Genomic DNA, 13,228 nt, shown 5'->3' on the forward strand with positions numbered 1-13,228 from the left:
AGAAAGGGAATTCCCTATTCTCACTTTATCTTCACATTTTCTGCATGATTCTTCCTTAGAACTAAAAAGAATAAAACAATACCTATTGTAACAGCAATATGCCCAAGACCAGCAATACCTGAAATCATAGAATCCAACCCACTTGATAAATCGTATTCTAATACCTGTAGGGTACCTCTTGTTAACATTAGGCAGATAGTTGAAATAACACCGCTATTATAGAAATAGAAAAAAGCATTAAAATTCCCCACCGTGTGTATCTTCATTGTGTAACAGTATAGATACACAATGAGCATAATAATCATTCCTAAAGCAAATGAGTGAGTATGTACGACAGATAATTGCGTTTCTCCAGTGAAATGCTGCATTTTTGTAAACTCACGATAATAAACACCACTTACTAACCCAAGCAGTGCATAGAAGAATGCTATATTAAGTACTTTCTTCATGCTTATCCACCCTTTCAACCGAACTATTTACTATTATTCTATCAAAACAGCATACCTCCTACTATGTCTGATTTATGTATTTCCCTTTCTTTTCATACACTGATATAGGTGCATGTCACTTGAACTTCTGGAAATAAGATGTTATAGTATACAAAACATTCCAATAGCAAAATAGAAATCAATGAAGAGAATAAGTACGACTTGATTCCCTTTTAGCGAGCTGGGTACGGTGGAAGCCAGTAAGGAAAGCTTTTCGGAAACATCATCTCTGAGATGCAAGACTGAAAAGGCAGTAAGTCTTGACGGATGTCCACCGTTAATTGGAACACGTATGATGGTACGTTGACTAAGCGCTGTAAGTCTATCTTGCAGAATTTGGGTGGTAACGCGGGTTATGAATATACACTCGTCCCTTTATATAGGGACGGGTGTTTTTTGTTTTCCTTAAACTGTTACTACTGTCATACTCCATCTGTTTATAAAGGAATGTACCCTAACTTTATGGAGGTATGAAAAGATGGAAAAACAAAAAGAAACACATAGAGAAAAAGAAACAAAGATTCTCCAGTATTGGGAAAAAGAAAGAGTTTTTCAAAAGTCAGTAGAACAGAGAAAAAATCGGGAGTCATTTGTTTTCTACGAAGGTCCCCCAACTGCTAATGGCCTTCCCCATGTAGGGCATGCACTTGGAAGAACAATAAAAGACGTTATTGCTCGCTTTCAGACGATGAATGGGAAGCAAGTTATTAGAAAGGCTGGATGGGATACTCATGGACTTCCTGTTGAATTAGGTGTAGAAAAAGCACTTGGAATTTCAGGAAAACAAGAAATTGAAGAATATGGTGTTGTACCCTTTATTGAAAAATGTAAAGAAAGCGTCTTTTCCTATGAAAAACAATGGCGTGAATTCACGAAAGAGCTAGGCTACTGGGTAGATATGGACCATCCATATATGACGATGAGCAATGATTATATAGAATCCGTCTGGAATATCCTTGGCACTATACATGATAAAGGATGGCTATATAAAGGGCACCGTGTTTCTCCCTATTGCCCTAGCTGTCAAACAAGTTTAAGCTCACACGAAGTGGCACAAGGCTATAAAGATGTGAAGGATTTAAGTGCTACCGTAAAATTTAAGCTAACAGATAAAGAAAATGAATATGTACTCGGCTGGACAACAACTCCATGGACATTACCAGCAAATGTAGCATTAGCTGTTCATCAAGATCTTGATTATGCTCGCGTAAAAGTAGGATTGGAAACATATATTGTGGCGAAAGAACTACTGCATGAAGTAATTAAAGGAGACTATGAAGTAATAGAAACAGTAAAAGGATCGGCTTTAGTTGGTCTTTCCTACCAACCTCCTTTCTCTTTTGTTGAGGTGGAGAAAGGACATAGTATTCTTCATGGTGAATTTGTAACAAATGACAGCGGAACAGGAATTGTTCATATTGCCCCTGCTTATGGAGAAGATGATTATCGCTTAATTCAGGATAATGGTTTTTCTTTTGTACATGTAGTTGATGAAGGCGGGCGTTATAAAGAAACAGTTACCCCTTTAGCAGGACAATTTGTAAAAGATAGTGATGTGGATGTACAGATTATTAAAATGCTACACCAAAAAGGTTTGTTATTTCATAAGGAAAAATACGAACATTCCTATCCACATTGTTGGCGTTGCGATACTCCACTCCTTTACTATGCTACAGAAAGCTGGTTTATTAAAACAACAGCTGCAAAAGATGATTTTATAGCGCGTAATCAAGAAGTAAATTGGTATCCAGATCATATTAAAAATGGTCGTTTTGGAAACTTCTTAGAGGGATTAGTAGATTGGAATATTAGCCGTAATCGCTACTGGGGAACTCCACTTAATGTTTGGCAATGTACATCTTGTAAGAAAGAATTGGTACCAAAAAGCATGGCAGAATTAAAGCAATATGCGAATTCAAGCTTGGAAGAAATAGAACTTCATAAGCCATATGTAGATGAATTAACGTTTGATTGCCCATCATGCAATGGCAAAATGCATCGTACACCAGAAGTTATTGATGTATGGTTTGACAGTGGTTCTATGCCATTTGCTCAATATCATACCCCTTTTGAAAATGAGGAGATGTTTAAACAACAGTTCCCTGCAGATGTAGTTGTTGAGGGTATTGACCAAACTCGTGGTTGGTTTTATTCCCTACTTGCTGTTTCCATTCTTTATACAGGCAAAGCACCCTATAAAAACGTATTAGCTACAGGACATGTATTAGATGAGCATGGCCAAAAGATGTCTAAAAGTAAAGGCAATGCCTTAGATCCTGTAGAGCTAATTCAAATATATGGAGCTGATTCTCTTAGATGGGCTCTCATAGCAGATAGTGCTCCATGGAACCAAAAAAGATTTTCCGCTAAGAATGTACAGGAAGCAAAATCCAAAATAGTGGATACGTTAAATAGTTTATTTAACTTTTATACCATGTATGCTGAAATTGATGGATTCAAGCCTAATGATCACAACAGCAAGAGCTTACACATAATGGATCAATGGATTCTTTCTAGACTTCATTCTACCATCGAAAAAAGTAAGTTAGAGATGGAAAAATATCAGCTAACAAATGCTGCAAGACATCTAGGGGAGTTACTAGAAGAGGTTAGCAATTGGTATATTAGACGAAACCGCGAACGCTTTTGGAGTGAAGGCATGTCTGAAGATAAAATCTCTGCCTTTCAAACACTTTACGAGCTATTAATTGACTTAGCAAAAATGTTTGCATCTTTTATCCCATATACTTCTGAGGATATCTATTTAACGTTAACAGGAAAGAGTGTTCACTTATCCGATTTGCCAAAAACTAATAAGCAAATGATAGATCAAAAACTGGAAGATAAAATGAAAATGGTAAGAGAAGTGGTAGAGTTAGGAAGAAGCATTCGCCACACGCATCAACGGAAGACTAAGCAACCTCTCTCTAAGATGATTATTGTTTCTAACCTTCCTGTAGACTTAAACAGCTTTGATTCCGTCATAAAAGACGAGTTAAATGTAAAAGAGATTACGTGGGCAAATTCCTCCAATGAATTTGTCCAACATTCCTTAAAGCTTCATTTTAAGAATGCTGGACCAAAACTCGGAAAACATGTTAATGAAGTAAATAAGAAAATACAGGCTGTAAGTCAGGATGAAATAAACTCTTACTTAAATAAAGGATATTTAACTCTTTTACTAGAAGATAAAGAGAGTGTTACTTTGACAGAGGCTGATATTATGCTTCAAAAGGAAACGACGATTCCAGGGTTTAGTGAGGCTACGAGCAAGAACTTCACCGTATTGCTTGATATCTCCCTAACAGAAGCACTAAAACAAGAAGGTATGGTACGAGACTTTATTCGTACGATCCAAGATTGGCGAAAACAAAAAAAATTGCCTGTTGAAGCTCGTATTGATTTATATATACACGGATCTTCTTTCTTCTTAGATGCTGTGAAGGAATATATGTTTTTACTGGAAAAAGGGGTTCTTCTCCGCAAGCTTCATTTTGAGGAAATAGAAAATATGCAACATGTTCAAATTAATGGGAATGATATATATATTGGATTAAAAGAATAACATTATTTGCTGTCTCAGGATTTTAGGCACTATGTCTTTCTTGAGACAGTTTCTTTTTCTATTGTGTTCTTCTGTTATTAACTCTTCTTTTATGGAGAAAATAGTGCATAACTGGTTCTATTTTTTCCATATTAGATTATACTATTGGGCAGGGGTGAAAAAAATGTACAAACTATTATCACATAATGATTTAGATGGAGTAGGATGCGGAATTATTGCTAAGCTTGCTTTCGGAGATGCTGTTGAAGTTCGATATAATTCTGTTTCTTTCCTTAACCAAGAAGTTGAAAAGTTCCTTGACCAAAAGATAGAAAACACCTTTCTATTCATAACAGACCTATCTGTTAATGAAGAGAATACGATACGTTTAGATGACTATTATAAAAAAGGGGGCAAGGTGCAGTTAATTGACCACCATAAAACAGCCCTACATTTAAATGACTTTGAATGGGGTTATGTATCTGTTGAAGAAGAAGGTACCTTAACATGCGCCACTTCTCTTCTATATGACTACCTTGTGAAGCATCATTACTTAACTCCTTCTAATTCCATAGCTCAATTTGTGGAACTTGTAAGACAATATGATACGTGGGATTGGGAAAAAAATAATAATTTCGAAGCACAGAGATTAAATTCCCTTTTCTACCTTATTTCTTTTGATGAGTTTGTAGAAAAAATGGTACTACGACTTCAAACTAGTGAGAACTTTTACTTTGATGAATTAGAAGCTCAAATTCTAGACATGGAAGAAAAGAAAATTGAGCGTTATATTCGCCGTAAGCGAAGAGAATTGGTACAGAAAGAGATAGATGGATTAATGGCTGGAGTTGTTTATGCAGAACAATACCACTCTGAGCTAGGAAATGAACTAGGGAAAGAATATCCTCATCTAGATTACATAGCTATTGTTAATATTGGTGGAAAAAAACTAGGTTTTAGAACGATACATGATCATGTGGATGTATCTAAAGTCGCTGGTACTTATGGTGGTGGTGGCCACGTAAAAGCATCAGGTTGTAATTTAACACAAGAGGCCTATCAAAATTACTGCTTAGATACCTTTAATCTAGAGCCTTTACGAGAAGATCCAAGGAAAAATGAATATAATAAAAAAGAATCCCCACTAGGTACACTTTACGAGAATAAACAGGATGAAATCTTCTTCCTATATCAAGTAAGTAGAAATCAGTGGGCCATTAACCAAAGAAAAACAAAATTATCTCAAACCTTCTCTACCTTCTTACAAGGAGAAATTTTCCTACGAAGAAACCATGGTGTTTGGTTAGCAAGAGATGATAAATATGTTCGATATGTAATGGATTATGTAAAGCATCATAAATAAAAAGCAGTCTTTTGACTGCTTTTTTTCAATATTCATTTGTTAGGCTAAAATACACGGAAAAGGTTGTCCCTTTTTCACTTGTCGTAACCTTAATTCTCGCATGATGACGATCCGCTATTCGATAACACACAGCAAGCCCTAGCCCTGTTCCGTTTTCTTTTGTTGTGAAAAATGGAGTTCCTAATCTATTTACCGTTTCTTCATCCATCCCAATACCATTATCACTTATATCCAATACCAGATAATCTCCAACACAGTATGTCTTTATAGTCAAGATTCCTTCTTCATCCATTGCTTCTAAACCATTTAATGCTAAATTGAGCAACAACTGCCGTATTTCTTTCTCATCTAAATTTAAAAGTGGACACTTTCCTAACTGAAGATTTACCTTCTTACCAGTTAAGAGAGCTTCTGCATTTATTAAAGGATAAATAATATCAATAATTTCATTAAGTGACCTTTGTCTTTTATCACTCGTTTTATTTTTAGCTAAACTCAGAAATTCTTTTATTATTTTATTGGCTCTATCTAATTCATCAATCATTAATTCCATATGTTCTGTAGATAAAGAAGCAGGGTCTGACTTCCCAATTTGAAGAAAACCATGAACTGTCGTCATTGGATTTCTTATTTCATGGGCAATTCCAGCCGCCATTTCACCTACAAGATTCAATTGGTCTAATCTAGCCATTTCTTTTTCTAGCACCATCTGTTCCGTAACATCATTTAAGGAAATTAACACACAATTATTATGATTAATCCTAATAATTTCTGTAGATAATAAGCCTTGCCTTTGTTTGCCTTCTTTTGTTTGGTAAAAGACCTTCTGATTATGAAAGGGATTCTCCCATTCTCTTTCATCTATTCGTTCCTCTTGACCATTTACATCTTTAAACAACTCCCAGTGATATGCAGGATTATTTAAATCTTCTACCGTGTAGCCAGTATTGTTTCTCCAATTATCATTAATGGCAATAAATAATGGATTCTGCAAGGAATAGATAGCCATTAAACTAGGACTCGCCTCAAAAATTTGTCTGAATCGACCCTCTGATAACATAAGGTCATCTGTTACTTTATATCGTTCTTCTCTTTCTCTGTTGAGCTGCTGATTCATAGCCAATAGCTCTAAGGTCCTTTCTTCCACTGCATGCTCTAGCTGATCTACTTGTTTTCTTCTTAAAAGCTCTACCTCTTTACGTTCTGATATATTACGTATGCTACATATGAAAAGCTTATGCTCATCTAACAGTGCCAACCCTATATAAATTTCAATAGGGAAATAATCACCGTTTTTCCTTTTAGCCTTTGCTTCTATAATTCTTCCTATATACTGTTGATTAAGCAGTTCAAAGGTTAAAGGAGTCTCCGTACTTGGTTCTGTTTCCATAGAATATAGAAGTAATTCAATAGACTGACCAATTACTTCGTCCTCTATGTATCCAAACATTACTTTTATACTTTGGTTCGCACTTAAAATAATGCCTGATTCATCCAAAGTAATAATTGTATCCTGTAAAGTCTCCTGTAAAAGGGAAGAAAATACTTCCTTTTTCATGACATCCATTTTTGCTATAGCTAACTCTTTATTCATTTTTTGGATTTCTGTAGTTGTCTTATTGTTTATTTCCGTTAAATGATGGCGATGGGCTTCATGAATGTAAACAAATTGCTCCACTTTACTTTTTAAGGCTTCTGGATTAAAAGGCTTCACAATATAATCAATTGCTCCTACTTTATACCCCTGTAGTATATGCTGCATATCTTGACTAATTGCTGTAATAAAAATAATGGGAATATGTCTTGAACGTTTTCTTTCTTTAATTAGCTTTGCTGTCTCAAAACCATTCATACCTGGCATTTGGACATCCAATAATATCACGGCAAAATCATATTTCAAAATATACTTTAGCGCCTCTTCTCCAGACTTAGCAGTAATTAAATGATATTTCTTTGAGCTTAACACTGCTTCTAACGCTAGAAGATTCTCTTGTAAATCATCTACCATTAGGATTGGAATGGGATGAATAACTACATCTGTTATTTCTATCTTTCTTTCTACTGAATTAGTCAAATGCTGCATAATATACTAGCGCCTCCTCTCTACTTAGCCACTTACGCTACTCTTTATAAAGCCAAACTTGGATGAGTGAAAATAATTGATCTAAATTTACTGGCTTGCTAATATAATCAGATGCTCCTGCAGCTAAACATTGTTCCCGATTATGCTTCATTGCTTTTGCAGTTAGTGCAATAATGGGCAGTGACTTAAAACGACTATTCTTTCTTATAAGGGAAATGGCTTCAAAACCATCCATTCCTGGCATCATAATATCCATAAGAACTAGATCAATATCTGGAGTATCCTCCAAGGTTTTTATGCCATCTTTTCCATTCTCTGAAAATAAAACCTCCATTTGATATTCCTCTAAAGCTGCAGAAAGAGAGAAGATATTACGAATATCATCATCTATGATAAGGATTTTCTTCCCAGCGAAAGTGAATTCTTTAGGATCATGGCCTAATCCCTCCTCTACGCTAGCTGCTGCTTGTTGATTGCTAGTCTCTAACTGGAACAGTGCTTCCTTATTGTTCATCTCTTTTCTTTTCCTCTTATTAAACGGGATGGAAAGTACAAAGGAACTTCCTATTCCTTCTATACTAGAAAGATGTAATTGACCATCAAGTAGCTGCGTAATTTCCTTACAAATCGATAATCCTAATCCAGTTCCTCCGTATTTTCTACTAATTGTGCCATCTGCTTGTTGAAATGGTTCAAAGATAATTTCTACTTTATCTTCTGGAATGCCAATACCTGAATCCTTTACTGTAAACACGATAAAAGATTCCAAAGATACTTCTATGGATAAGTCCACTCTTCCTTTATCCGTAAATTTAAAAGCATTTGATAATAAATTCTTCAGTATTTGATTTAAACGATATTCATCTGTATCTATACTTTCCGGAACATCTTTAGCAATAGTAATAAAGAAATCTAGTTTTTTCTGGTTAGCTATAGGTGTGAACTGATGTAGAAGACTTCTTTGAATATTTTCAAGTATCACTTCTGTCTTTATAATTTCCATTTTTCCTGTTTCAATTTTTTCTAAGTCTAATATTTCGTTAATAAGTCGCAATAAATCATTTCCTGAGTAATAAATGGTCTGTAAGTATTGTATTTGCTTTGGGGTCAGCTGTTCATTTTCTTTCTCGACGAGCACTTGAGACAAGATTAACATACTGTTTAATGGGGTTCTTAGCTCGTGAGACATATTAGCAAGAAACTCTGATTTGTATTGAGAACTACTTTCTAGTTGCTTCGCCTTTTCTTCTAATTGTTTCCCAATATGTTTAAGTTCTGCATTTTTTTGTTCCGAAACTCTATACTGTGATTGAAGTTCTTCATTTATAGCCAAAAGTTCTTGTTGCTGCGCTTGTAATTCCTCTGATTGACTTTGTAGCTCCTCTGTCAAACGTTGCTCATCCTCTAGTAGTCGCTTAACCTCTAACCGATTATTTAGGCTATGTATAGATATGCCAATTTGTTGAGCTACTTTGCTTAATAGCTTTTGTTCAATAAATCTAAAATACTGTAGGGAAGCAAGCTCCATAACTGCCAAAACCTTTCCTTCAAATGCAATTGGCTGGATTATTATTTCTTTTGGCTCTACTGCTCCAATTGAGGAGTGGATTTTAAGATATCCGCTAGGTATCTCACTAATAATTATGCTCTTATTCTCTTTTGCTACTTGTCCAACAAGACCATGACCTAAAGGAATTTTCTTTTTTTCTTTATCATAGTAGGCATAACTAGATACTTCTTCTAAAAATACAGTGTCATTCTCTTGCTTTAAAATATAGAAAGCACTATATTGGCCACCAACTATAGATGTAAGCTGGGAAACACAAAAATCAGCTAAAGATCTAATATTCTCTACTAAAGAGATACAGCCTGTTATTTCTGCAAGTTTAGAATCTAACCATGCCTGTTCTTCTAATTTCCCTAATGTTTCTAGCTCTTTATGAGAATAACTTTCTAAAGCACTGACCATTTCATTAAAGGCGGTGGAAATTTCCCCCATTTCATCCTTTGTAGTAATGGTTAATCGAGGTATTTTAATTCCTTTCTTATAGGATACACTAGACATTACCGTTACTATTTTATTTAAGTTTTTTGTTAAATTCCTTATTAAGTAAATGGCAACAATGATACTGGCAATAACAGCCATTAAAATATAAACATAGGTCATCTTAACAACCATACTATATGTATTTTTTGTTTGATTTAGATCCTTTTCTATTTCTTGTTTATGAATAACATACATAGAATCAGCTATTTGTAATAAACGATCTTTTTGCTCATTCTCACTTATCCAGAAGTTAGCGTTTATATTACTATTTCCTTCCTCATACAACCTTTGACCTTGATCCTCATAGGTATCATATAGAGTTGAAAATTCAATTAATAAGCCTTTAATTTCTTCCTTTTCATTTCCTTCTTCTATCAATGTATATGCAGCATTAATACTTTCTCTAGAAGCTTCCATCTCTTCTTTACTCATTTCCAATAGTGTAGCAGATAATGGCGTTGATAAGCCTTTTAGGTTATTACTCATCTCATTGATTTCATTTTTTATCGTATAGGAAGCATCCATTCTTTGGGTTAAATCATGAACTAATATATGCATGTTATTATTTTGTTGTTTTAGCATACTCATTAATAAAATGATTAGTATACTTACTAGAACGAAAATGATTCCTAATCCGCTATAAAGCTTTGTACTAAATCTCATGAAATCCCCCTACTAATCTACCAATACTTTTTTGAAAACGATTACTTTTTAGATTCAGTAAAAATATTTTTAACAACTTAGTATTTATAGAAATTATAGTTTAAATTTGGAAATGACACAATATACTATTGGAATAATTCTACAAATAGAAACAGATCAAAAACTCCTGAATCACAACTATGTTAGCTTCTTCAGGAGTTCTTCATAATATATCTCTCTTGTGTTTGCAGATTCTCTATACTGGTTATCCAATATTTCTTCTAATATTGCGTTCTTCTCTGTTACTGACATGTTAAACTGCTTTACGATACTTCTAACTTGATATAAGAAATCTACATATTCGATATAGGAATCATCAAATTGACTTTGCCATTCTTCCTTTATCTTTTTTGCTAGCTTTGGGCTTGCACCATTGGTAGACACACTTAATTGTAATTTGCCTTTTTTATAAGTGGACGGAATATGGAAGTTTCCTGCTACTGCATCTGATGCAACATTCACCAAGATTGTCGACCTTAGGTGTCTTGCTAATTCTTGATTCTCCGTGAAATCGTTTGTTGCAATAACAACCAAAAAAGCTCCACTTCCATCGCCAATTGCTGCTTTTCTTTGGATATAGGTAATCTTGTTGTTTGTATAAAGCTCTACTATTTCCTGACATGCCGAAGGACTAATAACGGTTACTATTGCTTTTTCTTTTAAAAGTTCCTTGATCTTCCTTAAAGCTATAGAGCCTGCTCCCATAACTACACATTGTTTCCCTTTTAAATCAACCATTAAGGACAGCATTTATATCACCCATCCGCATTTCTTGTATTCTTTCTTTTAGAATTTCTGCTATATTCGGATGATATCCTAGATAAGGTAACAACTCAAACTTTTTATCATCTGATTGCCATTCCTTTATTGTCTTTTCCATCGATTTCATTAGTATGCCTGTGAATAATAGATAGGGAATGACTACTATCTTTTGATAAGAGGATTCATTAGCAAGGAAAAGTGCCTCTTCAAAGCTCGGTTGAGCAGCTGTTAAATAACAATCCCAAACCTTCACGTTTGGTACATATTCTTCCATTAAGAAAGCTATTTTACCTAAATCATCCTTGACGTCCGGGTCACTACTTCCTCTTCCCACAAGAAGTACAAGCGTTTCTTTCTCAAGATTTTGATACAATTCTGCCTCTTTCATTTTTTCTGCTAGTATCTCTATCATTTTGGGATGAACACCAATCGGTTTTCCATAATTTAAAGAAATAGAAGGGTATTCTAATTGGAGTCGCGCTAACACTTCGGGAATATCCTTTTTAGCATGAGCAGCTGTTAGAAGCAAGACAGGTAATACATGAATAGTAGTTGCCCCTTGCTCCACACATTTACGAAATCCTTCTTCTATGGAAGGTTCGGATAATTCTAGAAAGGAGTATTCTTGAATACCTTCAAATTCATTGATTTGCATTAATTTTTTTATAAAGGCAATAGCTTGATTACTAGCTTCAACTATTCTACTACCATGACAAACATAAAGAATCGCTTCCATTACGAAACCACTTCCTTAGAATTTGTTTCGGTAAAGTTACTCTCAAACCATTGGATTTTCTCCCTCATTCTAACTACTTCCCCAATCACAATCATACAAGGATTTTCCATACCACCATTTTCGGCATCTAATAGGACATGCTCTAAATCTGTTACGATGGTTTTTTGCTTCTCTGTTGTACCCCAATTAATCAAGGCAACTGGTGTAGCACGATTTTTCCCATAAGATAACAGCTTAGATTGAATGCTCGGCAAGTTCTTTACACCCATATAAATAGCTAATGTGTCTATATGACACAGAGCCTCCCATTTAATATGGTCTTCAGTCCCATTTTTCATATGTCCTGTTACAAAAGCAAAGGAAGATCCATAATCACGATGTGTAACAGGTATACCAGCATAGCTTGGAGCTGCTATTCCCGCTGTAATACCAGGCACAATTTCAAAAGGGATTTGATTTTTCGCTAATTCCTCCGCTTCCTCTCCTCCTCTTCCAAACACAAAAGGGTCTCCTCCCTTTAATCGGGTAACTACTTTTCCCTTCTTGGCATGCTTTACTAAGGTTTGGTTAATAAGTTCCTGTTTCATCGCATGATGATGAGGGAGCTTCCCACAATAAATGAGTTCTGCCTTGTGCTTAGCAAATTGCAGCAATTCTGGATTTACTAAACGATCATATAAAATAACATCTGCCATTTGTATGGATTTTAATCCTTTGACTGTAATTAAATCTGGGTCACCTGGCCCTGCACCTACTAAAAAAACCTTCCCCATTGCTTTCACCCTTCTCCCCAGCAGTCTCATTAATGATTCATGTAGATAAAGGAATTATACGCCCTTCCATTCACTCTCACGAAAGGCATATAATTCCTATTAGACTCTATAATTCTAGCATTTTTTAAGCTATATAATAGTTTTTTTGTTTTAAGAATTGAACTATCTGTTCTACACATTCTTCCACTGATTGATTCTCCGTGTCAACCATTATTTCAGGTTGAACAGGTTCCTCATATGGGGAGCTAATACCAGTGAATTCCTTAATAATTCCTTTTCTTGCTTTCTCATATAAGCCTTTCGGATCACGAGATTCACAAGCTTCTAAGGAACACTTGATATATACTTCTATAAATTCATCTTCTTCTAGGATTTCTCTTACCCTATCTCTGTCTTCACGAAAAGGGGAAATAAATGCTGTGATAACCACTTGACCACTATCTACAAAAAGCTTGCTTACTTCACCAATTCTTCTAATATTTTCTTTACGATCTTCATCAGAGAACCCTAAGTCATTATTAATGCCAAAGCGTATGTTGTCTCCATCTAAAACATATGTGTTTGTCTGGTCCTTAAATAGCCTTTTTGCTACAGCATTTGCTACGGTAGATTTACCTGAACCAGATAGACCAGTAAACCATAATACATAGCTGTGATGCTTATTATTTTCTCTTCGATTCTGTTTTGTTACAGTTTGGTCATGCCATGTTATATTTGTACTTTGATTCAA

General features: G+C 34.9%; 9 protein-coding genes and 1 other annotated feature. Of the genes, 2 read left to right on the top strand and 7 right to left on the bottom strand.

The window, feature by feature from the left end:
• Nucleotides 1–20: 20 nt before the first annotated feature.
• The gene (locus F9279_RS11635; RefSeq protein ID WP_152113177.1) at nucleotides 21–449 is read right to left on the bottom strand and encodes a DUF2871 domain-containing protein; all 429 of its coding nucleotides are present in this window, start codon (nucleotides 447–449) and stop codon (nucleotides 21–23) included.
• 172 nt (nucleotides 450–621) lie between these two features.
• Nucleotides 622–866, top strand: a binding site (T-box leader).
• Between the two features lie 100 nt (nucleotides 867–966).
• Between F9279_RS11635 and ileS the strand changes: the two genes are divergently transcribed.
• Both ileS and F9279_RS11645 read left to right on the top strand, forming a co-directional pair.
• Nucleotides 967–4,053 (top strand): isoleucine--tRNA ligase, encoded by a 3,087-nt coding sequence (gene ileS / locus F9279_RS11640; protein ID WP_152113179.1) that lies wholly within the window; start codon nucleotides 967–969, stop codon nucleotides 4,051–4,053.
• Nucleotides 4,054–4,216: 163 nt separating this feature from the next.
• The gene (locus tag F9279_RS11645) at nucleotides 4,217–5,395 is read left to right on the top strand and encodes a DHH family phosphoesterase (RefSeq protein WP_152113181.1); all 1,179 of its coding nucleotides are present in this window, start codon (nucleotides 4,217–4,219) and stop codon (nucleotides 5,393–5,395) included.
• Between the two features lie 25 nt (nucleotides 5,396–5,420).
• Here the strand turns inward: F9279_RS11645 and F9279_RS11650 are convergent, their stop codons facing one another.
• The 6 genes from F9279_RS11650 to cysC form a co-directional block, all read right to left on the bottom strand.
• The gene (locus tag F9279_RS11650) at nucleotides 5,421–7,478 is read right to left on the bottom strand and encodes a PAS domain S-box protein (protein WP_152113183.1); all 2,058 of its coding nucleotides are present in this window, start codon (nucleotides 7,476–7,478) and stop codon (nucleotides 5,421–5,423) included.
• A 37-nt stretch (nucleotides 7,479–7,515) separates the two neighbouring features.
• Nucleotides 7,516–10,188, bottom strand: coding sequence for an ATP-binding protein (locus F9279_RS11655; protein ID WP_152113185.1), 2,673 nt, complete (start codon nucleotides 10,186–10,188; stop codon nucleotides 7,516–7,518).
• Nucleotides 10,189–10,365: 177 nt separating this feature from the next.
• Nucleotides 10,366–10,965 (bottom strand): bifunctional precorrin-2 dehydrogenase/sirohydrochlorin ferrochelatase, encoded by a 600-nt coding sequence (locus tag F9279_RS11660; RefSeq protein ID WP_193224548.1) that lies wholly within the window; start codon nucleotides 10,963–10,965, stop codon nucleotides 10,366–10,368.
• Nucleotides 10,958–11,725: a sirohydrochlorin chelatase gene (locus F9279_RS11665; RefSeq protein ID WP_152113189.1), complete on the bottom strand. Its 768-nt coding sequence runs from the start codon at nucleotides 11,723–11,725 to the stop codon at nucleotides 10,958–10,960. Before F9279_RS11665 ends, F9279_RS11660 begins: the two co-directional genes overlap by 8 nt.
• The gene (cobA, locus tag F9279_RS11670) at nucleotides 11,725–12,498 is read right to left on the bottom strand and encodes a uroporphyrinogen-III C-methyltransferase (RefSeq protein WP_152113191.1); all 774 of its coding nucleotides are present in this window, start codon (nucleotides 12,496–12,498) and stop codon (nucleotides 11,725–11,727) included. Before cobA ends, F9279_RS11665 begins: the two co-directional genes overlap by 1 nt.
• Before the next feature lie 124 nt (nucleotides 12,499–12,622).
• Nucleotides 12,623–13,228, bottom strand: coding sequence for an adenylyl-sulfate kinase (cysC, locus tag F9279_RS11675; RefSeq protein WP_152113193.1), 606 nt, complete (start codon nucleotides 13,226–13,228; stop codon nucleotides 12,623–12,625).

Source organism: Bacillus sp. B1-b2 (assembly GCF_009183415.1).
GTDB lineage: Bacteria > Bacillota > Bacilli > Bacillales > Cytobacillaceae > Niallia.

Coding starts and splice junctions, on each gene's coding strand:
- F9279_RS11635 (WP_152113177.1), bottom strand. CDS start 449: ATGAAGAAAGTACTTAATATAGCATTCTTCTATGCACTGCTTGGGTTA.
- ileS (WP_152113179.1), top strand. CDS start 967: ATGGAAAAACAAAAAGAAACACATAGAGAAAAAGAAACAAAGATTCTC.
- F9279_RS11645 (WP_152113181.1), top strand. CDS start 4,217: ATGTACAAACTATTATCACATAATGATTTAGATGGAGTAGGATGCGGA.
- F9279_RS11650 (WP_152113183.1), bottom strand. CDS start 7,478: ATGCAGCATTTGACTAATTCAGTAGAAAGAAAGATAGAAATAACAGAT.
- F9279_RS11655 (WP_152113185.1), bottom strand. CDS start 10,188: ATGAGATTTAGTACAAAGCTTTATAGCGGATTAGGAATCATTTTCGTT.
- F9279_RS11660 (WP_193224548.1), bottom strand. CDS start 10,965: ATGGTTGATTTAAAAGGGAAACAATGTGTAGTTATGGGAGCAGGCTCT.
- F9279_RS11665 (WP_152113189.1), bottom strand. CDS start 11,725: ATGGAAGCGATTCTTTATGTTTGTCATGGTAGTAGAATAGTTGAAGCT.
- cobA (WP_152113191.1), bottom strand. CDS start 12,498: ATGGGGAAGGTTTTTTTAGTAGGTGCAGGGCCAGGTGACCCAGATTTA.